Origin of the sequence: Nosocomiicoccus sp. HMSC067E10, from assembly GCF_001810835.1 — a bacterium.
Lineage (GTDB): Bacteria > Bacillota > Bacilli > Staphylococcales > Salinicoccaceae > Nosocomiicoccus > Nosocomiicoccus ampullae_A.
In genome coordinates, this window is sequence record NZ_KV802761.1 from 71,383 (window position 1) to 93,112 (window position 21,730).

Annotated in this window: 18 protein-coding genes, 2 tRNA genes and 1 riboswitch; of the genes, 3 read left to right on the forward strand and 17 right to left on the reverse strand. The window is 34.7% G+C overall.

The window, feature by feature from the left end; translation table 11 throughout:
• The first annotated feature begins 6 nt into the window (after window positions 1–6).
• A complete protein-coding gene (gene abc-f / locus HMPREF2767_RS03475) occupies window positions 7–1,479 on the forward strand; it encodes a ribosomal protection-like ABC-F family protein (protein WP_070622629.1) in 1,473 nt (490 codons plus the stop codon).
• A 151-nt stretch (window positions 1,480–1,630) separates the two neighbouring features.
• A riboswitch (SAM riboswitch) is annotated at window positions 1,631–1,728 on the forward strand.
• A 33-nt stretch (window positions 1,729–1,761) separates the two neighbouring features.
• On the opposite strand, the gene HMPREF2767_RS03480 is transcribed toward abc-f, so the two are convergent.
• Genes HMPREF2767_RS03480 through HMPREF2767_RS03495 form a run of 4 tightly spaced genes read right to left on the reverse strand, consistent with a single transcriptional unit; the run spans window position 1,762 to window position 5,125 of the window.
• Window positions 1,762–1,863, reverse strand: coding sequence for an SE2200 family small protein (locus tag HMPREF2767_RS03480; protein WP_068129121.1), 102 nt, complete (start codon window positions 1,861–1,863; stop codon window positions 1,762–1,764).
• A gap of 21 nt (window positions 1,864–1,884) precedes the next feature.
• Complete coding sequence (gene lqo, locus HMPREF2767_RS03485) at window positions 1,885–3,381, reverse strand: L-lactate dehydrogenase (quinone) (RefSeq protein ID WP_070622630.1); 1,497 nt, start codon at window positions 3,379–3,381, stop codon at window positions 1,885–1,887.
• Window positions 3,382–3,383: 2 nt separating this feature from the next.
• Window positions 3,384–3,917, reverse strand: coding sequence for a GrpB family protein (locus HMPREF2767_RS03490; RefSeq protein WP_070622631.1), 534 nt, complete (start codon window positions 3,915–3,917; stop codon window positions 3,384–3,386).
• A 47-nt stretch (window positions 3,918–3,964) separates the two neighbouring features.
• The gene (locus HMPREF2767_RS03495) at window positions 3,965–5,125 is read right to left on the reverse strand and encodes a GNAT family N-acetyltransferase (protein WP_070622632.1); all 1,161 of its coding nucleotides are present in this window, start codon (window positions 5,123–5,125) and stop codon (window positions 3,965–3,967) included.
• 205 nt (window positions 5,126–5,330) lie between these two features.
• Here HMPREF2767_RS03495 and HMPREF2767_RS03500 point away from each other — a divergent pair, with 205 nt between their 5' ends.
• Both HMPREF2767_RS03500 and HMPREF2767_RS03505 read left to right on the forward strand, forming a co-directional pair.
• On the forward strand, window positions 5,331–7,136 hold the full coding sequence (locus HMPREF2767_RS03500; protein ID WP_070622633.1) for a M3 family oligoendopeptidase: 1,806 nt from the start codon (window positions 5,331–5,333) through the stop codon (window positions 7,134–7,136).
• 106 nt (window positions 7,137–7,242) lie between these two features.
• On the forward strand, window positions 7,243–7,977 hold the full coding sequence (locus HMPREF2767_RS03505) for a glucose 1-dehydrogenase (RefSeq protein ID WP_070622634.1): 735 nt from the start codon (window positions 7,243–7,245) through the stop codon (window positions 7,975–7,977).
• A 216-nt stretch (window positions 7,978–8,193) separates the two neighbouring features.
• On the opposite strand, the gene HMPREF2767_RS03510 is transcribed toward HMPREF2767_RS03505, so the two are convergent.
• The 13 genes from HMPREF2767_RS03510 to HMPREF2767_RS03570 all read right to left on the reverse strand — a co-directional run bounded on the left by HMPREF2767_RS03510 (window position 8,194) and on the right by HMPREF2767_RS03570 (window position 21,730).
• A complete protein-coding gene (locus HMPREF2767_RS03510) occupies window positions 8,194–9,492 on the reverse strand; it encodes an NtaA/DmoA family FMN-dependent monooxygenase (RefSeq protein WP_246828763.1) in 1,299 nt (432 codons plus the stop codon).
• A 488-nt stretch (window positions 9,493–9,980) separates the two neighbouring features.
• Window positions 9,981–10,460 (reverse strand): 23S rRNA (pseudouridine(1915)-N(3))-methyltransferase RlmH, encoded by a 480-nt coding sequence (rlmH, locus tag HMPREF2767_RS03515; RefSeq protein ID WP_070622635.1) that lies wholly within the window; start codon window positions 10,458–10,460, stop codon window positions 9,981–9,983.
• A gap of 112 nt (window positions 10,461–10,572) precedes the next feature.
• Window positions 10,573–11,373: an MBL fold metallo-hydrolase gene (locus HMPREF2767_RS03520; RefSeq protein WP_371440757.1), complete on the reverse strand. Its 801-nt coding sequence runs from the start codon at window positions 11,371–11,373 to the stop codon at window positions 10,573–10,575.
• A complete protein-coding gene (gene yycI, locus HMPREF2767_RS03525) occupies window positions 11,370–12,122 on the reverse strand; it encodes a two-component system regulatory protein YycI (protein ID WP_070622636.1) in 753 nt (250 codons plus the stop codon). The genes HMPREF2767_RS03520 and yycI overlap by 4 nt, the downstream gene beginning before the upstream one ends.
• Window positions 12,122–13,432, reverse strand: coding sequence for a YycH family regulatory protein (locus tag HMPREF2767_RS03530; protein WP_070622637.1), 1,311 nt, complete (start codon window positions 13,430–13,432; stop codon window positions 12,122–12,124). The genes yycI and HMPREF2767_RS03530 overlap by 1 nt, the downstream gene beginning before the upstream one ends.
• The gene (gene walK, locus HMPREF2767_RS03535) at window positions 13,425–15,272 is read right to left on the reverse strand and encodes a cell wall metabolism sensor histidine kinase WalK (RefSeq protein WP_070622638.1); all 1,848 of its coding nucleotides are present in this window, start codon (window positions 15,270–15,272) and stop codon (window positions 13,425–13,427) included. Before walK ends, HMPREF2767_RS03530 begins: the two co-directional genes overlap by 8 nt.
• Window positions 15,273–15,971 (reverse strand): response regulator YycF, encoded by a 699-nt coding sequence (yycF, locus tag HMPREF2767_RS03540; protein ID WP_068129103.1) that lies wholly within the window; start codon window positions 15,969–15,971, stop codon window positions 15,273–15,275. It abuts the gene before it with no gap.
• Window positions 15,972–16,159: 188 nt separating this feature from the next.
• Window positions 16,160–16,232, reverse strand: a tRNA-Asp gene (locus HMPREF2767_RS03545).
• A 27-nt stretch (window positions 16,233–16,259) separates the two neighbouring features.
• Window positions 16,260–16,331: transfer RNA gene (locus HMPREF2767_RS03550), tRNA-Glu, on the reverse strand.
• Between the two features lie 167 nt (window positions 16,332–16,498).
• Window positions 16,499–17,785, reverse strand: coding sequence for an adenylosuccinate synthase (locus tag HMPREF2767_RS03555; protein WP_070622639.1), 1,287 nt, complete (start codon window positions 17,783–17,785; stop codon window positions 16,499–16,501).
• Between the two features lie 107 nt (window positions 17,786–17,892).
• Window positions 17,893–19,299, reverse strand: coding sequence for a replicative DNA helicase (gene dnaB / locus HMPREF2767_RS03560; RefSeq protein ID WP_070622640.1), 1,407 nt, complete (start codon window positions 19,297–19,299; stop codon window positions 17,893–17,895).
• Window positions 19,300–19,310: 11 nt separating this feature from the next.
• The gene (gene rplI, locus HMPREF2767_RS03565) at window positions 19,311–19,757 is read right to left on the reverse strand and encodes a 50S ribosomal protein L9 (RefSeq protein WP_068129086.1); all 447 of its coding nucleotides are present in this window, start codon (window positions 19,755–19,757) and stop codon (window positions 19,311–19,313) included.
• On the reverse strand, window positions 19,754–21,730 hold the full coding sequence (locus HMPREF2767_RS03570; RefSeq protein WP_068129083.1) for a DHH family phosphoesterase: 1,977 nt from the start codon (window positions 21,728–21,730) through the stop codon (window positions 19,754–19,756). Before HMPREF2767_RS03570 ends, rplI begins: the two co-directional genes overlap by 4 nt.

A 21,730-nucleotide genomic window follows, 5' to 3' on the forward strand; every position in this document is an offset into this window, starting at 1 on the left:
ATGGATATGACTAAAGTTCTCGTTAAATTAAACAAAATCGCACTCGACTTTGGCAGTTACTTATTATTCGACACTGATGAGTTAGAAATTAAAGAGAGTAGTCGAATTGGTTTAATTGGTGAAAACGGTGCAGGTAAATCATCTTTAGCACGATTAATTTTAGAGGAAATTAAACCGACACAAGGTCATATCCAGTTAAACACCAATAACATAGGCTACTTAGAACAAGTATCTGATAATATTCCATATGACTTCAATTTTGATGGAAGATTACTTAGTGAATTAAACATACCTTATGGTACATCAGAGTTTAGCGGCGGAGAACTATCAAAACTACGTATATTAGAAGTATTCTCTTCGCACTATGATTTACTTATACTTGATGAACCGACATCTCATTTAGACAAAGAGGGTATCGAATTTTTAATATGTACAATTAAAAATTATGACGGTGCAACTTTAATAATTTCACACGATAGACGTCTATTAAATGAATGTGTAAATGAAGTATGGTCAATTGAAGAACAGTCAATACATGTATTTAGCGGAAATTATGATGATTATAAAAGAGAAATCGAAAAAGAGCGTGAATCACTCTATCATCAAAAAGAAATACAAGATAAAGAAATCAAAAGATTGGAAGCATCAATAAGTGACGCAAAAATACATGCTGAAAAAATATTAATCGGTAGAAAAGGAGCAGATCATCGTTCTCTATCCTCACGAATGACAAAAGAAAAAGGGACGGTACAAAAAGGAATTATGCAATCTGCGAAAAACATGCAGAACCGTATCGATAGTATGGAAGAAATAAAGTTACCTGAAGAAAAAGTACTACCGATATTTGAAGAAGCTGACATCAAGACAGATCATAACCGTTTTCCAATTATATTTAACTATATTGATATTACAGCAGGAAACAAATTACTTATAGAATCTCTAAACTTACAAATCAGTCGTGGAACAATTACGGCATTAAAAGGGAACAATGGTACGGGTAAAACGACTATTATTGAATATGTAAAAGAAGCTTTTAATAATAAACTTGATATCATCACATTTTCTAAAAATGCAGAGCTTGGTTTCTATAATCAATTAAGTTATCTAGAATTTAAGCATCGCACAGAGCCATTATTAGAATACGTATCAAAACATACGTCTGTTTCAAAGTACTTACTAAAAGAAATGCTCAAAGACTTAAAATTCACAGACAACGATTTTGAAAGAAGTATTTCAACATTAAGTGGAGGAGAAGCAGTACGCATATCGTTATTTCTAACATTAATATCTGGAGATAACGTACTAATACTAGATGAACCAACAAACTATCTAGATATTGATACAATAAATGTTCTAGAAACATATTTAAACACATATCCAGGCACAGTACTTCTAACATCGCATGATGAAGAATTTTTAGAAAATATCGCAGACGAAGTATATAAGATAGAAAACAAAAAACTTAAAAAGATAAAATAAGAAGTAACGCCATACGTTACTTCTTATTTTCATCCTTTAGATAATATCCTAATGCTTCAACATTATTTTACGTAACGGTAAGCATCACATTTTTAGTTTTACTTCTAAAACACATATAATATGCTATATATTTTTAATCAATAGAATAGTTCTCTTATTAAGAGTGAGTGGAGGGATTTGGCCCTGTGAAACTCCGGCAACAGCTTTTAGCGATGTGCCATTCCAACAGTTTATACTGAATGCAAAGAGGCCGTGATAAAAATTATCACGGCCTCTTATATATTAATATTCTATATTTGGCGTTTCATTGACCTTGTCTTGATATAACTTAAACGCTACGAGTAACGCCGAAATAACGCCTAAAATAACGATTGTTTTTTTCATGAATATAACCTCTTTTTAAAATTAATTATAATAATTTAAATTCAAGTTTTCAGATGTTTCTTTACGCGTTTCCCTCATCAGTTTTTCGTCATCAATCAGTGATTTGCCATATGATGGAACTAACTTTTTAACTGCAGGTTCCCAGAGCTCACGGTCTTCTTTAAAGTTTTTCTCTAATGCTTCAAGCACTACAGAGAATGATATTGAAGCACCTGGTGATTCTCCTAATACTGCAATAACAGAATGATCATCAGAATTCACGACTTCTGTTCCGAATGCGACGTAGCCTTTCCCGTATTCATCATCGTCTTTAATCACTTGAACACGTTTACCAGCAGTATATAATTCCCAATCTTCATCTTTTGCATCAGGTATGAATGTTCTTAAGTAGTTCATATAACCTTTTTTAGTCATAACCATTTGGTCAATTGAATATTTAATAAGTGGTATATTTTTAGCCGCTGATGATAATAATGTCGTAATGTTATAAGGTTTTACTGAGCCAAATAAGTCTAAGAACGAGCCATATTTTAAGAATTTAGGATCAATATTCGCATATGGGCCGAATAGTAACGTACTTTCACCATTGATATAACGTGTATCGAGGTGCGGTACAGTCATTGGCGGCTTACCTAGAGGCTCTTTACTGTAAACTTTCGCGTGATGTTGTTTAATAATATCTTTATTTTTACACGCTAAGAATTGACCAGTAATAGGGAAACCTCCGACATTTTGCCTTTGAGCAATGCCACTCTTTTGAAGTAGTGGAATAGAGTAACCCCCAGCACCGATAAACACTTTATCAGCTACTTTTACGAACTTCTCTTTCGTCGCTCTATTTCTTACGAGAACTTCCCATTTGCCGTCTTCTCTTTGAGTTAAGTCGATTACTTCATGGTTATATTTTAAAGAGACATTTGATTGCTTTTCTAAATATGCCGCTAATTTACGTGTTAAAGCACCATAGTTTACGTCAGTTCCTTCATCGATCTTACTCGCTGCCATTAACTGACCTGGTTTACGATTTCGCATCATCAATGGCATCCATTCTCTCATCGTTTCAATATCTTCTGTGTACTCGATATTATCAAACATAGGAATCGTTTTAAGTTTTTCATAACGTTTACGTAAAAACTCAACATTCGTTGGGCCCATTACAAAACTAATATGCGGTAGTGGCTGAATAAACTCTTCAGGGTTAGAAATATCCCCATTTTTCACTAAACTGCCCCAGAACTGCTTAGACAGTTCAAATTGCTCATTGATCACTTCTGCTTTAGAAGCATCGATAGAGCCGTCCTTTTGTTCCACAGTATAGTTTAGCTCACAGAGTGCAGCGTGACCTGTACCTGCATTGTTCTTTTCGTTCGAACTCTCGATTCCCGCTTCATCTAATCTTTCATACATATCGATATTCCAGTCCGGGCTCACTTTTGAAAGCATTGTCGCTACCGAAGTACCGATAATACCCGCACCAATCACAATAATATCTTTATGCTGATTGTCTGCCTCAGTCATAATTAAAAATCCTTTCTCTTTTTATAAATTTCTTTCACAAATTCTTCCTTATAGTTAGTATATTCGATAATATCTTTCGAGGCGTTGCTTAGATATTTATTTTTAACATCTAAATATTCTTCTCTAGCTTCTCTATTACTATTTAAATAATCCCTAAAGAATATTAAATCATGCCATAAATCTCCTTTATACTCAACTAAATGGATAAAATGTGTTTTTACTTTGTAAGAATCATCTAAAAATTTTGCAAGTACAACTTCATTAGGACGATTCACTTTTAACCTAAAAAACCCTGCTTTTTCTAATTCTTTAAACAAAGTTTTATCAACCTTTTCTAAATCATCTACTCCTATAACAATATCTATTATAGGCTTTGCTGACATACCGATTATTGATGTACTACCAATATGCTCGATTCTATTTTTTTGAATATGAGTATGATCTAATATTAAATTTTTAGACCTTTTAAATTCATCTTTCCACTTTGGCGAATACTTTACTAATCTAACTTCATTATTTTTAAGTCCTAAATTCAAAGAATCACCTCAAAAACTAATTTCCTAATTACCATAAAAAAAGCATCCTAAATATAGCGATACACTAACTCATTGTTTGTTATATAAGGTTTGTATTTATCGCTATTTTCTACTCGATATCCTGACTTTATTATCATCCTTTGTGCTACAATATTCGTTTTATCAGTAATTGCAATGATATCTTTTGAAGGGTATTTTCGACTCACTTCAGCAGTTATTTTAGAGAATAATAATGAACCATACCCTTTATTTCTAAAGTTCTTATCACCAATTGCAATACCTAGTTCTATTATATTTTCGTTATGTATATATATATCATAATAGCCAATGGTCGTTTTATTTGAGATCAGCATTTTTCTTTGAAAACTATCTGATTGTGATTCAATTACATAATTCCACCATTCAAAAATTGCTTCGTTTGTACGATTTAACGGCCAACCATTAGATAAACAAAAATGAATATCTTTAGACCAATTTAGAACGTAATTAATACCATCGTGTTCTATATTTCTACTGGAGAGTTTGGTCATTTTAGATTTATAAATTAAAGTTTTCATATACGCTGTAGAATCATCAATAAAAGCACCAAAAATTTCATATGCATATTTGTCGGTAGTATCAACTTCGGTAACTATACTGTGTATTCCTTTATTGTTTAAAAATATTAAACGATTGAAAAGTATTTCTAACAATTGTTGCTTAGATTTAGTATCTTTAAAATAGACGTATCCAACTTCTTTTGTATCTTTAGAATCATCATAAATCAGAGCATATGCAATTATTTCACACTGAGTATTAAAAATAACTATAGAATTCTCAAAATCTAAACCCTCAGCTAATTTCTCTTTAAACTCTTCTAAATTAAAACTCTTCACAGGATTAACTTTATGAGTTTTTTTATATATCTCGTACCATTTTTTTATCAATTGGTTCGACAACGTAAATGGAGTAGAAGCCCGTTGAACGATGTTCTCTTTGTTTTCAAAGAAACAATTTAACAATCTATTGAGTTCAATATTTAAATCATAAGTTCGACGAAACTCGATAAATCCATAATCGGAGTAGTTATTAACTTCATAATCTCCTATATTTAAAATGTAGTCATGATAAGGAAATTTTCTTTTAAGTTCTTCAAAATAGAGATTAAATTTTTTATTTTCGCTTATTAAATATATAGAGTTTGGATGGAATGGATTAACTCGGTACATACTATAAAACTCCTATTTTTTGATCGTTTATAATAATTTGCTACGTATTCCTCAAATAATAATTTTTAAAATAGACGTTCCAATAATATTATTCTATCATTTCTAACAAATTTATATTCAAATTATGGAAGCGATTTATATCACTTCTCCATTATTTCCTGTATGATAAATGTAACTACATTTTACTTTGAAAGGAAGGAATTTGATGAATTACAAAGATAATTGGGATATGGAAAGTGTGTTTCCTGGTGGAAGTGAATCTTCTGCTTTCCAAAATCGTTTAGTAGAAGTGAGTAACAGTATTAGAGAGTTCTCTGAAAAACTAGGGGAGTGGAATTCTGACGAAAGTTCTAATGATTTTACACCGCTAAAGAGTTTATTAGAGCAATACGAAAAAATTTCAAACGCGCTTGGCGAGATGGGAAGTTTCTCTAACGGATTAGCATCTGCAAATATTACGGATCAAAAGGCATTAAAAAATACAAATGCTGTAGCTAATTTACGTAAAGATTTCTCATCTGAGATTATTATTTTAAATAAAAAAATCAGTGCACTTACTGAAAATCAATTTAACACGTTATTAGAAGATGACTTCTTTAACGCAATGCGTTTTCCTTTAAAAGAAATTCGTAAAAACGAAGCGGATTTACTATCGACAGAAGAAGAAACAATTATCAATAGCTTATCACTCGATGGCTTACACGGTTGGGGCAATATGTACAACCAACTCGTTGCATCAATTCAAATCCCAGTCACTGAAGACGGTGAGACTAAGTATTACTCAGCAGGGCAATTTGAAAACAAAATGGGATCAGAAGAGAATCCAGAAAAACGTGAAGAACTGTTAAAAATTTGGGAAGAAGAGTGGAATAAAAAAGCAGATTTATTTGCTACAACGTTAAACCATCTATCAGGCTTCCGTTTAAATAACTATGAACTTCATGACTATAAAGATTATATGAAAGTACCGTTAGACTACAACCGTATGGAAGAAAACACTCTCGATACAATGTGGAATACGATTGCTAAAAATAAATCACCTTTAAAGAAATACTTCGAGAGAAAAGCACAGCTTCTTGGTGTCGAGCAATTAGGGTGGCTCGACGTGCACGCAAGTGTAGATGTCGGAGACTATAAGAACAAAAAATATACGTACGATGAAGCGGCAGAGTTTATTATCGATAACTTTAAATCATTTAGTCCAAAGATGGCAGAGATGTCTCGTCGTGCATTTGAAGAGCAGTGGATTGAAGCGGAAGATCGTCCAGGAAAACGTCCAGGTGGATACTGTTCAAACCTTCCGGAATCAAAACAGTCACGTATTTTTATGACGTTTGCAGGTAGCACAGGTAACGTCTCAACACTCGCACACGAACTCGGACATGCGTTCCATAGTTATGTCATGCGTGATTTACCGTTACTTAACCAGCGCTATGCTATGAACGTTGCTGAAACAGCATCTACATTCGCTGAGCTCGTTGTTTCAAACGCAACGATTGAAAACGCGGCGTCAGAAGCAGAGAAAATCAATTTAATCGATGAAAAAATTTCTAGAAGTGTGGCATTTATGATGAATATCCACGCACGCTATATCTTTGAACGTAATTTATATGATGAACGTCAAAAAGGAACGTTAGACAGCAATAGACTAAAAGAACTGATGAAAGACGCACAAGAAGAAGCATACGAAGATGCGCTGAAATCTTATCATCCGATGTTCTGGGCAACAAAATTACATTTCCATATTACGGGTGTACCGTTCTATAACTTCCCGTACACATTTGGATACTTCTTCAGCTTAGGTATATACAACCGCTTCTTAGAAGATGAAAACGTAACTGAAGATGATTACATCGCACTTCTACGTGATACTGCGAGCATGACAACAGAAGATCTAGCTGAAAAGCATTTAAACGTTGATCTACGCAAACCAGATTTCTGGCAAGACGCATTAAATTCAGTTCATAAAGACATTGAAGAATTTTTAGAACTGACAGAGTCATATATTTAAGTTAAAAAAACCTTTATAAATATAAGTGACTTTTTTAGCTTCTGAAGTGAGTTAAATATACAATAATATTATGAACAATATTAATTTAGAGGAAGGATGTTTTACAATGGGAAAATTACAAGATAAAGTCGTCGTTATTACTGGTGGCGCACAAGGTATGGGAGAACTTCATGCCAAAAAAGCGATAGCTGAAGGCGCAAAAGTTGTGATAACTGATATTAATGATGAATTAGGTCAAAAAACAGCTAATTCTCTTGGAGACGATGTTTTATTTATCAAGCATGATGTATCTAAAGAAGCAGATTGGAATCATGTCATTCAAGAAGTAATGAACAAATGGAATCGAATTGATGTATTGGTTAATAATGCTGGAATCACATACAATAAAACAATTGACCAAATATCATTAGAAGATTATATGAAGATTGTAAATATTAATCAAGTATCTGTTTTTTTAGGCATCAAAACTGTATCTGAAATTATGAAAAGTCAAAAACAAGGGTCAATTATCAATATTTCTTCAATAAATGGTCTTGTTGGTGGTGCAATTGGCTATACAGATACAAAATTTGCGGTCAGAGGTATGACAAAAGCTGCAGCTAAAGAATTGTCTCCATACAATATTAGAGTTAACTCAGTACACCCAGGTGTTATAAAAACAGCAATGTTAGAGCAAGAAGATGTTAAAGAAGCTGTTAAAGAATTCGAAAAAACAATTCCACTGCGTAGAGTGGCGCAGCCAGAAGAAGTATCTAACCTTGTATGTTTCTTAGCGTCTGACGATGCTTCTTATTCTACAGGATCAGAATTTGTTATAGATGGTGGTATTACAGCACTATAAATGATAAATCACTTAAAATATAAATGATTCTTTTGAATAAATTTTAGGCGAAGTGCTGAGGAGCACTTCGCCTTTATTTAAATCCTCTTTTACCAATACATAAATACATTTTATATTCAGTAACCAATTAGTTCTTAATATTTACCATATAATACCATAATTCTATATCTTTTCTGATATTACATATGTAAAATTGAATAAATTAAATATTGATTTTTAGTTTTTTATACCCAAATGATTTTTTAACAGATGACTCTCATAATCTCTTCTAAACACTCCACGTTCTTGAAGAATTGGTATCACTAAATGAATAAATTTTTCAAATGATTCTGGATACGTCGGGGCCATCAACATAAAACCATCGCACGCTTCTTTTTCAAACCATTCGATCATTTCATCCGCCACTTGTTCAGGAGTTCCTACTATTGTCTTATGCCCTACCCAAGTACCAAAACGATCTAATAAATCTCTTAATGTAAGTTGCTCAGTCTTAACGGCACGTTGTATGGCTTTATACATAGATTTTACAACTTTTTTCTCTAATGCCTCATAAGGTGGTAATGATGGCACGACTTCATCTAGTGTCCACTCACTTATATCTAGACCAATGGCTTTAGATAATTGTTTCTTGCGTTTTTCAAGTGGAATCATATCATCTAATTGTTGCTTAAGTTTATAAGCATCCTCTTCATTCTCATCAACATAAACGGTGAGACCTGGTAATACAAGAGGGGGTTGACGATTTGCTTCCATAGCCCGTTGATGAATGTCTTGTCTGAACTGTTGGCCATCTTGTATATTCCATGCAATTGAAAAAATAGCATCCACGTGTCGTACTGCTAAATCACGACCTGGAATGGAAGTTCCTGCTTGAAATAAACGTGGTCGACCATATTTTGGTGTTGGAATGTTAATAGCTCCGGCAACTTGAAAATACTTTCCTTGATAATGAAGTGGATGAATATACTGATGATTTAAGCCAATCCCTGACTCTTTGTGATTAACGATAGCCTCTACAGTAAATGACTCCCATAATTTTTTCATTACATTAATAAATTCGTCTGCTCGTTCATATCGTTTTTCAAGATGTGGTAAAGCTTGCATCGAATAGTTTTGTGCTTCTAAATCAAATTGAGATGTTACAATATTTGCCCCAATACGTCCATGAGATATTTGATGTAAACTTGAAAGCATACGAGCTGCAAGATAAGGTTCATAAAAAGAAGAAGAAATGGTACCTATCAGACCAATTGAATGTGTTTCACGTGAAATTGCGGCAAGCGCCGTTAGTGGTTCAAAATAATAAGAGATATGTCCCGTTTCTTCTCCAGAAATATATTGACCATCACCTAAGAAGAATCCATCCAGTTTACCTTTTTCAGCTAATTTTGCTAACTTAATTTGAAAATCAATATCTCCAACTTCTTCAACATATGAATGTGGTAGTCTCCAAGAGGCAGGATGTAGACCTGTACTATAAGCTAAAACGGATAAATGCATGTGTTTCATTGTCATTAACCTCTCCACTATAAGATAAAAATAATCTTTTAATTTATATTTATCGTAAATAACTTAATGATATTTTACAACATTTATTAGATACTTTATATTTGAAATATAAATTTATTGCATCATTAACTAATTATTTTATTGAAAAATTACATCATGATCATTAATTATTGCGGTCCAACGTGTTGATGACACGTTGGACCTTTATTTGAACTTATTCATAAATATATATTATCTTCGTGGAGGTGAATACTATGGTCAAAGCCATTGGTTATGTACGTCAAAGTACATTAAAACAACAAAGCTTAGCTACTCAGAAATCTCTCATTTTTGGAATGCCGCTTCATGATCATATTTATTATGGTTAGCAGATATTAACCAATATTGAGTCATTTACATGCACCTCATAAACTTTATTTGAATTCAATAAACTAATTGTATGATAAAGAATCTTCAAAGTAATGAATAATGTATGTTTATTTTAAGTAACCACATCACTTATGATAACTCTCATTATTCAAAATCTTATTCACCCTAAATAACTGCTCGAGTAGTATAACTTTCATCATTTGATGAGGGTAGGTCATTTTTCCGAAGCTGATTGCTTCGTTTGATCGTTTTAACACGTCTTCTCCAATTCCGTTACTTCCTCCAATGACGAATACGACATTACTTTTACCTTGTGTTTTCCAGTTATTATATTGTTTTGCAAAACTTTCTGACGAGTGTGCTTCTCCGTTTATTTCTAACGTGACGACGTGTTGGTTTGGTTTTACTTTTGATAAAATACGTTCCGCTTCTTTATGTTTAATGTTTTCTATATCTTTTTCACTCGCGTTATTTGGTTCCGGCTCGTCTTTTACTTCAATGAGTGAGACGTTCGCATATTTACTGAGTCTCTTTTCATATTCTTTAACCGCTTCACGCCAATATTTCTCTTTTAATTTTCCAACAGTGATAATCGTTATTTTCATATTTTCACCTTCTTTTTAAACTTATTCACAGAAAAGGACCAAGTATTCCACACTTGGTCCCCAAGTTATCCACATTATTCAGTAGTTATACACATATCTCTGTGGATAACTTTTATAATGTATATATTCTCGTTGGTTCGTCTTTATCTGTATCGTGTAATTCCACATGTGACACTGTATCGACATCATGATGATTTAACACTTGCTCTACACTCATTCGTGCGAGTTCTTTGATGTTGTTGTCTTGACTTAAATGCGATAAATAAATTCGTTTCGTTCGATCTGTAATAACGTCTTTCATCGCATGTGCGGCGTCTTCGTTTGATACGTGTCCAACATCACTTAATATACGTTGCTTTGTTACCCATGGGTATCTACCCGCACGAAGCATATCGACGTCGTGGTTAGATTCAAATACGAATACGTCGCTATCTTTTATAATACCTTTCATCTCATCTGAGACGTACCCGGTATCTGTAATGACGGATAGTTTTTTATCATTTTGTGATAGGGTGTAAAACTGTGGATCTACCGCATCATGTGAGACGTTGAATGATTCGACATCTAAACCGATAATTTCTTTATAGTTTAATGCGTTAAATTCAAATTTTTGCTCTCTATTGACGTGAATATTTTTAGATTCAATAGCTTGCCATGTCTTTTTATTCGCGAATATCGGTATGTTATAACGCTTTGCGATGACTTTTAAACCTTTTATATGATCGCTATGCTCATGTGTGATTAAAATAGCGTCAATATCGTTTAATGATCGCTCTATTTTATTTAACGCAAGTTCTGTTCGTTTACATGTAAGACCCACATCGATTAAAAGACTACCTGATTCGGACTCAACATATATACAATTCCCTGTCGAGCCGCTCGCAAGTACGCTCATTTTCATTGTGGATGTCACTCACCTTCAATTATTTCTTCAGATGCATTGATTGCATCTACGTATATAATACGTGTTCTATCATCTTCTTCAATGACAAGTTTCCATTTCGGTCGTAACAACACTTGTTGATCTTCATCGTTTAAAAGTATGACGTAATGACCGAGTGTACTCGATTTTAAAACCGCTTCTTTTGAAATTACCTTTTCTTTAGCAAGTTCTTCAGCAAGTTTTATCGGATCATTCACTTGAACTTTTTTTGAATATTCGTTTACAGAGATATTAGAGATATATCCCTGTTCAAAGCGCAATGCGCCATCACTCTCTTTAACTACTTTAATACGGCCTACGCTATTATTGAATATCGGAAGTGAGTCGTACATTTGATTATAGTAAATCGTATCTGAAATACTATTTTCTGAATCATACGTGTACTCACTTCCTCTAAATACTTCTTTATCGATATATTCTTTAATTTTTGTTGAATCTAATTCTAAATCTTTAACTTCAAAAACATTTTGTGTTATTCCACTTTGATCCATACTAGTTTCAGATTGAAACTCATGTTGCATACCGTTTAATACAGATAGTTTTATATTTTTTAGAGCATCGACGTTTGTTTTATAATCTGCACTTTTACTAATAGACTGACTTCTACTCGATTCATGTCGTTCTTGTACATTATATTGATTATATAAAACTATCAACAATACGATATTGATGATTAAAAACACTGTAATATATATAGATTTACTTAGTTTCCAATCCATTACGCTTCCTCTCCAATATCGTATTTTATCCATTCTCCATCATATAAAATATACCAACTCGGTGTATACTCAACTACGTTTAACTCACTTTGATCTGTATTATGCTTTAAATCATATGCGATGACTATTTTACTAACTTTTGATAACTCATAATCTTCGTGTAATACAATTTGGTAACGTACTTTTTCAATATCTTCTAACGTCACACTTAAATCAGAAGGAATGTTTGCGTTTAACTGAATCATCGGTCGACTATATTCTGTGATTGTCGTCTTACCGATTTTCACGTAAATTTCACTCATAATTTCATCGCTAAAAACAATATAGTTATTTATAAGTGGTCGATACACTACGAGATTATCGTCGCTATCATACTCAAGTAGAGTATATCTTGACGTTAAGCCCATATGTCCATTTAAAAAGATGAATGACTTTTCAATCGAACGATAGGGGGACAGTTCATTAACGTCTGATCCTTTTAAATTCATAAACGTATATTGATAATTACTCGATGTATACGTCGCGATTTCAGTATCTGCTTCGTACACTGTAATATCTTTTGTTTGTTTTTGTTCTATATTTGATTGAGTAAACAGAGTTTCGTTCATTGCAGAAACACTGATTGTCGATGGTATAAATTGGTGTACAGTCTTTTTACCTGGCGACTTTGGACCGTATATCGCTGTCAGTCTGTTTGATGTCGCTTCGTTTGTAATCACCATCGAATAATCTGTAAATTTGTCGCTATTTCGATTGATAATCTGTATAACTTCATCTTTACTAACATCAATTCTATACGGTATAAACATCGTACGTTCACTGTTAAAAAAGTTAAAAACGACGTAATTGTCGTGCAACTCTAAAAACACACGATCAAACTGAAAATCTACAAAATTCTCATCGATTTCACTTTTTAACATCGTAAAAAATGTACGTGCAGGTATCTCTGAGTAATAATCAATTAAAAGCATCTCGCTACCTTCAATAAGTGCATCTGCTTTTAACTGATTAATGCTTTCTGGATGATTTAAAAATTGAACCTCTTTTTCGTTAAATAACTTCCCAATTTCAGCAATTACGTCTTTATCGACTGTTCCAATTTCTTCTTGTTCTGTTGCATAGACAACTTGATACGCTCGTATCACATCTCCAAACGTCACATCCTCACCTTGAGAGGCCATCGGTGACGGTGAAAGTGTTGTATCAATAGTTTCGAATTCTGCAGTATAACTCCAGCTTTTATATGTGAGTATACAACTTATAATGACGAGTAACGTTAGCACTACTGTTTTGACGTGTTCTTTATTCATCCCACTCATCCTCTTCAATATCTAAACAAGGTAAGTTAATGAAAATTGTCGTGCCTTCACCTTCAATACTCGTCGCCCAAATTTTACCGTCGTGCGCTTCGACAATCTCCTTAGAAATTGCGAGTCCAAGTCCGGTACCACCCATTTGACGTGTACGTGATTTATCGATTCTATAAAATCGATCGAAGATTTGATTGACATTTTTACCCGGTATTCCGAGACCGTGGTCTTTAATTCGTAACGTCATGCGTTTGTATAACGTGTTCTCTTGTAAGTGGAATTCAACCTTTTTTGGTGTACGTGTTTGATATTTTATAGCGTTAGTTATAACGTTATCAAGCACTTGCATCATCTTATCTATTGCGATTTCAGAATAGATTGGTTTGTTCGGTATATTTTTAGTAAATACAACCTCATCTTTAAATGTTACTGTGAATCGCTCGATAATATTTTCTAAGAACATATTAAAGTTCACAACTTCTTTATTGATTTCTTCGACTTCACTGTCCATACGTGAAAGTTGAAGTAAGTCTTCAACGAGTCGGGACATACGCTCTGTTTCTTCACGTGTAACTTTTAAAAATCGTGGCGCGATTTCGTCATCTTGCCATGCACCGTCTTCTAAAGCTTCGATATAACTGTGCATCGAAGTGAGTGGGGTACGAAGCTCGTGAGATACGTTCGCAACGAATTCTCGACGCTCTCTTTCGAATTCTTCTTGTTCTGTAACGTCATGCATTACAGCGATAAATCCACTGACAAATCCAGTATCTTTAACGATAGCACTAAAGTTCACACGGACGATGCGGTTACCTTCTTTAGATTCTAAAAATATTAAATGAGACGTATCACGATCATCTAGTATATCGGATAACTCGAGTTCATCTTCAAGTCCGAGTTCTGTAATCATATTTTTATTTAAAATATCCTCGTACTTAACATCTAACATATATAACGCTGTGTCGTTTGCGAGACGTATTCCACCGCGTCTGTCAGATGAAATAATACCGTCTGACATATGTGTGATAACAGAGTCTAGTCGGTTCTTCTCACTTTCAGTATTCGCTTGTGCTTCTTGAACGCGTTTAGACAAGATATTGAACGATTCAGCAAGTTGACCAATTTCATCATCACTATATATTTGTACGCGAGACGTATAGTTACCCTCAGACATGAGAAGTGCTTGGTTTCTCATACTAATAATCGGTTTTGTAATCGTACGTGCAACAAATATACCGAGCACTGTCGTAATAATGAGTGATATCGCAGTTGCGATAATAAATGTATTGTTAATTTTTTCGAGTTGCGAATATACGTTCTCGATGTTTGATGCAACGTATAGACTTCCAATTACTTTATCGTGTGCAATAACAGGAGAGTTCACAATCCACATACGTTTGTTATCATCCGCTTTACTTACGAATATATCATCATTTTGAGTGCCGGTTTCTAACGCTTCGTTTAACTCTTTTATGTTCACTCGAGAGTTTAACGTCGATTCGTTAGAAATCTTGCTCGTTGCAAGAAGTATTTGATCGGAGTTTACGTATCGAATTTCATTAATATCTGAACGATTACCATAATCATCGATCACTTTTTGTACTTCTTGCTGAAATTTATTACGATTGTTTTCATGTTCGCTATCGAGCTCGACGATACGCGTTTCGATTAAGTCAATTTGTGACTCGATGTTACTTTTAAAGTTTTCTGTTAAATCTCTTTCTAATACGTTTGTAAAATATAATCCGATAATTTGCATACCGATAATGATTAATAAAACGTATATAACGACGAGTTTAACTTGAAGAGATTGAATGTTTCGACGCCAATAGTTCAGCATTTAGTCGTCACCTTTTAAAAAGTATCCGACACCACGGCGTGTTAAAATGTACTCTGGATGACTAGAATCTGTTTCAATTTTCTCTCTTAAACGACGGATTGTTACGTCTACAGTACGTACATCTCCGAAGTAGTCATAACCCCAAACTGTTTCAAGTAAATGTTCACGTGTCATCACTTGCCCTGGATACTGTGCTAAATATTTTAATAACTCAAATTCACGTTGTGTAAGTTCGACTTCAACATCATTCTTTTTAACGAGATATGCATCTAGATCAATCGTAATCTCACGATTTGTGATGATGTTTTCATCTTTTTTAGCCTCTTCAGTTGACGGTGTTTTACGGCGTAAGTTTGCCTTAACACGTGCAATTAATTCACGTGCTGAAAATGGCTTCGTAACGTAATCATCCGCACCAAGTTCTAAACCGAGTACTTTGTCGATTTCGTCATCTTTTGCTGTTAACATAATAATCGGCATATCATGATATTTACGTACTTCTTTACAAATATCCATACCATCTTTACCCGGTAACATAATATCGAGCAAAATAAGATCTGGTACTTCTTCCATAATTAGTTCAAGGGCTTCGTTACCTTCGTGCGCAATTAAAACTTCGTAACCTTCTTTTTGTAAGTTAAATTCTAAAATCTCTGCGATTGGCTTTTCATCATCAACTACAACTATTTTAGCTGGCATTGTTTTCCCCCGTTCTAGAGAAAATAATATATCTCTATTTCTAAAATATTTATGTACATATTATTATACTATAACTATAAATTATACCACGAAAAATCCCACAGTATTAAACTGTGGGATACTCTTATGATCATCTTATTAATATATTATAAAAAATCCTCTAGCGATATTTCACTAGAGGATACTTACGGTCCCGACGGGAATCGAACCCGCGATCTCCTGCGTGACAGGCAGGCATGTTAACCGCTACACCACGGGACCAATTCAGATAAGTAAACAAAATAAAAATGACCCCTACGGGACTCGAACCCGTGTTACCGCCGTGAAAGGGCGGTGTCTTAACCGCTTGACCAAGGGGCCAGTTATCTGAACACAAGACTTATTATAGCATGGTGGTAATTTAAAGCAAGGTTTTTTTGAATATTTTTAAAAGTTTTTTTCTAATTAATCTTTTGATTAGATTTTTTATTGAAAAATTTGGTATGAATAAGAAAAGGGCTATCTCGTTTTGAGATAGCCTTTAAATATTACTCCCATAAATCTGAGAGTAGATTTGTTTGTTCTCTGTCTGGTCCTACTGAGAATATTGAAATTTGAACACCACATAGACGTTCGATTTCTTTTAAGTAATTTAGTACGTTCTCAGGTAGATCTTCTAAACGACGTACTCCTGTAATATCTTCTTTCCAACCTGGATATTCTTTATAGATTGGTTTTGCTTTTTGTAATTCTTCAAGTGTTGCAGGATACTCTGTAATTTCTTTTCCATCGATTTCATAAGCGACACAAATTTTAACAGTATCTAATCCACTTAATACGTCAATTGAGTTTAGTGATAAGTCTGTAATCCCACTTACACGGCGTGAGTGACGTACTACAACTGAGTCAAACCAACCGACACGTCTTGGGCGTCCTGTTGTCGTACCGTATTCACGACCAATTTCACGAATATGATGACCATCTTCGTCGAATAGCTCAGTAGGGAATGGACCATCTCCAACACGTGACGTATATGCTTTACATACGCCGATAATATGCTTAATGAATGTCGGTCCAACACCACAACCAACTGTTACGTTACCTGCGATTGGATTTGATGACGTGACGAATGGGTATGTACCGTGGTCGATGTCTAACATAACACCTTGAGCACCTTCAAATAATACACGTTCATTTGCTTTAAATGAATCGTCTAAAATTTTTGCTGTGTCACATACATATGGACGTAAGCGATCAGCTGCTTTTTTATATGTGTCATAAATTTCTTCAAATTCAAATCCTTCGTGATTGAAGAGTGATTTTAAATAATGGTTTTTATATTCAATATTTTCTTTGAGGCGTTTTTTAAACACTTCATCGTTCACTAAATCAGCCATACGAATTCCAATACGTTGAACTTTGTCTACGTAACATGGTCCGATTCCTCTTTTTGTCGTACCAATCTTATTGTCACCACGTGCTTCTTCTTCTAATTCATCTTGAGCGATATGGTAGGGTAGGACGACATTTGCACGGTTTGAAATTCTTAAGTTATCAACTTTAATACCACGTGCTTCTAAACCGTCGAGCTCTTTAATAAGTGATAGTGGATCAATTACAACACCGTTACCGATTAATGCGATTTTATCATCTGCAAAAATTCCAGACGGTACTAAATGTAATTTGTATGTTTCTCCACCAAATTGAATCGTGTGACCCGCGTTATTTCCTCCAGAGAAACGAGCGATGACTTTCGCTTCTTCAGCTAAAAAGTCTGTAATTTTACCTTTACCTTCGTCTCCCCATTGTGTTCCGACTACTACTGTTCCAGACATAAAAAAAGCCTCCATTAAGTCTAATTTAACCGTATTATACTTTATCACTAAATGCAGCTAAAATCAATTAAAATAAGCACTTCTAAACGTTTAGAAGTGCTTTAATGTTAGCTCCCCGGTGGGATGTATCCATCTTCAAATTCTTGAACCGCAAGATCTATAAAGTTACTATGTTGTTTATTAAACATTAATTTAACTGTTCCAGTCGGTCCGTTACGATGTTTTGCAATGATGATTTCTATTTCATCTTGAGTACTTTGTGCGCCTTCATCGTCTTCACCTTCACCGCGATTGTAATAATCATCACGATATAAAAATGCAACGATGTCCGCATCTTGCTCAATCGATCCAGATTCACGTAAGTCACTCATCATCGGACGCTTATCTTGCCTAGATTCAACACTACGTGAGAGCTGAGACAATGCAATGACTGGACATTCCATTTCACGTGCCAGAGCTTTTAACATACGTGAAATTTCAGATACTTCTTGTTGTCTATTTTCACTATTTCTTCGACTAGATCCTTGAATTAGTTGTAAGTAGTCGATAATAATTAAATCGAGACCGTGTTGTGCTTTTAGCTTAATACACTTTGAACGAATCTCATTTACACGTATACCTGGTGTATCATCTATGAAAATATTTGTATCTGATAATTTACCAGTAACGTGTGCTAAGTTGTCCCATTCTTCTTGGTTGAGCTGTCTATTTCTTAAACTCGATGAATCGATATGTCCAACACTTGAAATCATACGTGTCGCGAGTTGTTCTGCACCCATTTCGAGTGAGAATATTGCGACTGTATTTTTATTAGTGCTAGACATCCCTACGTTTTCTGCAATGTTTAATGCAAAAGCTGTTTTACCCATCGACGGACGCGCTGCGAGAATGATTAGATCATTCGGTTGTAGACCACTCGTCATTTTATCGAGTTGTCGATAACCTGTTGGTATCCCTGTAATACCTTTGTTATCGAGTTTAGAGTATTCATCGATTTCTGTGAAAATATCGTAAACGACATCTCTCATCGTTTTAAATCCGTCACGTCTACGGTCTTTTTCGATATCCATCATCGATTTTTCTGCTTCAGCAATTAATTCCTCGACATTAGTCTCAGGGTTGAAACTATCTAATGATAGACGCTCTGCTTTTCGAATTAGAACACGTCTCAACGAATTTTTACGTATAATATCTGCATATTCTTCCCAATTGGATGACGTCGGTGACATTTCAAATAAATTTGTTAAATACGATAATCCACCGACATCATTGACGATATTTTTTACTTTAAAGTGTTCCATGAGTAGTAGTGGGCTAATCTTTTTATTCGCTTGATTTACCTCGAGCATACTACTATAAATGAGTTGGTGTGCGCGTTCATAAAAATCATCGACTTCTAACGTCGTCTCGACGTCTATCATAATCTCTGGATCTATTAAAACCGCACCGAGTAGTGCTTGTTCTGCATCGGTACTATGTGGCATTTGACGCGGAAAATGATTGTTATTTTCCATGACGACACCTCTTACTGTTCTACGACGTGAATTTTAAGTACTGCAGTAACTTCTTGATGTAACTTCACATCTACTTTATGATATCCAAGTGCTTTTAGTGGTTCAGGCATATCTAATTTTCTACGGTCGAGTTTAATGTCATGTTCTTTTTTATACGCTTCAATAACTTGTTTAGAACTCACTGAACCGAATAGACGACCATCTTCACCAGATTTCATTTTAATCGTAACTTCTAACTGTTCTAATTTTTCCTTTAACGCTTTTGCGTCCTCAAGCTCTTCACGTGCTGCTTCACGTTTTTGTTCTTGTTGAGCTTCTAATTTTTTTAAGTTAGCTGGAGTAGCTTCTTCTGCAAGTCCTTTTTTAAATAAAAAGTTTTGTGCATAACCTGCAGCAACTTCTTTTACTTCTCCTGCTTTACCGATATTCTTAACATCTTTTAATAGAATGACTTTCATTCTTCTTCACTCCTAATATCTTTCATTTGGTCTATGACATGTTTTAACTCGTCATATAACTCGTCCATCGTCACATCTGTACGTCTCGTTGCAGCGTTTGTTAAATGCCCACCGCCGCCGAGCTCTTCCATAATAATTTGTACATTAATATCTCCTAAAGATCGTGCAGAAATTCCAATTGAATCATCTTCCCGTGTCGCAATAACAAACGATGCACGTACACCTTCAATTTGAAGTAGAGAGTCAGCTGCTTGTGCGACAGTGACTGGATGATATGTCATCGTTTGGTCTGCTTTAACGATCGCAATACCATCAGAGTCTATCTCAGCAGATTTTATGAGATCACTACGTGCGATAAACGTATCGATATCATCTTTTAAGAACGTCTGAGCGAGTACTGGGTCAGCACCGTTTGAACGTAAGTAACTCGCTGCATCAAACGTACGACTACCTGTACGTAACGTATAGTTTCTCGTATCGACGATAATACCCGTCAACATAATCGTCGCTTCTAAACGTGACATTTTATGTTCTTGATACTGATACTCAAGTAGCTCTGCGACAAGTTCACATGCACTAGATGCATATGGTTCCATGTACACAAGTAGTGGGTTAGAAATCATTTCATCCGCACGTCTATGGTGGTCGATAACAACTTTACGCGTTGCTTTATTTAAAATATCGGTATCGAGCACCATCGATGGTCGATGCGTATCAACGACGACGACTGTCGTGCCTGGCGTCATTAAGTCAAATGCATCTTCTGATGAAATAAATGTTTCATATATATGTTCGTGGTCACGTACTTCGTTCATCATACGTGTTAACGTATCGTCTAAGTCTGACTCATTTAATACAATATGTGCATCGATTCCGTTTGATTTTGCGATTTTCGCAACACCAATACTCGCACCGATTGAGTCGACGTCAGGATTTTTATGCCCCATAATTAAGACATTTTCACCTTCAAGTAACAAGTCACGTAGGGCATGCGCCATAACACGAGCTTTTACGCGTGTACGTTTTTCCATCGGATCTGTTTTACCACCATAAAAACGTGCTGAACCGTTCACTGCTTTAATTGCTACTTGGTCACCACCGCGTCCGAGCGCTAAGTCTAACGCAGATTGTGCGAGTTGTCCGATTTCAATGTAATCTGTCGATCCTTCACCAAGACCAATAGATAACGTAACCTGTGCGCCCATTTCTTGAGTAGATTCACGCACTTTATCGAGTAGTTGAAAACGTGTGTCCTCGACCGCTTCAAGACTGACATTTTCCATAACAATCATAAAACGGTCATTTGAAAATCTACGAATGTACACATGGTGTTCTTCAGCCCATTCGTTAATCGTTGACATAATGAGATTATTTAACTCACTTTTTAAGTTTTCTGTCATGTTTTGAGTGACATCATCATAGTTATCTAGAAACAAAATACCAATGACAGGTTTTCTATCATCAAGTTTTTTTCTTAATTTCTTTTCATTTGTAATATCAATAAAATGAAGCATCGATAACTCTTCTTCATAAAAAACTTTGTATGACTTACCTTCATAGACTGTTTCCGTCTGAGTTAAATTGTTTGTTTTAATCATCGTTAACAAATTCGGAAATACTGTATTAATCGGTTCGTTATACAGTTCTTCTGGCATTTTCTCTTCCATGTAGGCGTTCATCCATATAATTTCGTCGTCATCATTAATCATAATCATGCCGACTGGCATATGGTCTGCCGTATACTCTTTTCCTTTTGCGATATCATCTGCTAGCACTCTTAAATTTTTCTCTGATAATGTTAGCCAACGGTTGGCATATATATATACGAGTGCTAATAAAATCCCACTTACTAAGAAACTCAGTACTCCAAAACTAAAGTGGTTGATAAATATAAATGTACTCAATATCACGATGTGTAAAAGAATAATACTAAACGGAATGAGTATGAGTTTTTTATCGAGTACTTTAAACAT

Bases quoted from the DNA above. Each gene is read 5' to 3' on its own strand.
- rplI (WP_068129086.1), bottom strand. From the start codon at position 19,757: ATGAAAGTCATTCTATTAAAAGATGTTAAGAATATCGGTAAAGCAGGA.
- HMPREF2767_RS03495 (WP_070622632.1), bottom strand. From the start codon at position 5,125: ATGTACCGAGTTAATCCATTCCATCCAAACTCTATATATTTAATAAGC.
- HMPREF2767_RS03505 (WP_070622634.1), top strand. From the start codon at position 7,243: ATGGGAAAATTACAAGATAAAGTCGTCGTTATTACTGGTGGCGCACAA.
- HMPREF2767_RS03570 (WP_068129083.1), bottom strand. From the start codon at position 21,730: ATGTTTAAAGTACTCGATAAAAAACTCATACTCATTCCGTTTAGTATT.
- abc-f (WP_070622629.1), top strand. From the start codon at position 7: ATGACTAAAGTTCTCGTTAAATTAAACAAAATCGCACTCGACTTTGGC.
- HMPREF2767_RS03510 (WP_246828763.1), bottom strand. From the start codon at position 9,492: ATGACAATGAAACACATGCATTTATCCGTTTTAGCTTATAGTACAGGT.
- rlmH (WP_070622635.1), bottom strand. From the start codon at position 10,460: ATGAAAATAACGATTATCACTGTTGGAAAATTAAAAGAGAAATATTGG.
- lqo (WP_070622630.1), bottom strand. From the start codon at position 3,381: ATGACTGAGGCAGACAATCAGCATAAAGATATTATTGTGATTGGTGCG.
- dnaB (WP_070622640.1), bottom strand. From the start codon at position 19,299: ATGGAAAATAACAATCATTTTCCGCGTCAAATGCCACATAGTACCGAT.
- yycF (WP_068129103.1), bottom strand. From the start codon at position 15,971: ATGCCAGCTAAAATAGTTGTAGTTGATGATGAAAAGCCAATCGCAGAG.
- walK (WP_070622638.1), bottom strand. From the start codon at position 15,272: ATGCTGAACTATTGGCGTCGAAACATTCAATCTCTTCAAGTTAAACTC.
- HMPREF2767_RS03530 (WP_070622637.1), bottom strand. From the start codon at position 13,432: ATGAATAAAGAACACGTCAAAACAGTAGTGCTAACGTTACTCGTCATT.
- HMPREF2767_RS03500 (WP_070622633.1), top strand. From the start codon at position 5,331: ATGAATTACAAAGATAATTGGGATATGGAAAGTGTGTTTCCTGGTGGA.
- yycI (WP_070622636.1), bottom strand. From the start codon at position 12,122: ATGGATTGGAAACTAAGTAAATCTATATATATTACAGTGTTTTTAATC.
- HMPREF2767_RS03555 (WP_070622639.1), bottom strand. From the start codon at position 17,785: ATGTCTGGAACAGTAGTAGTCGGAACACAATGGGGAGACGAAGGTAAA.
- HMPREF2767_RS03480 (WP_068129121.1), bottom strand. From the start codon at position 1,863: ATGAAAAAAACAATCGTTATTTTAGGCGTTATTTCGGCGTTACTCGTA.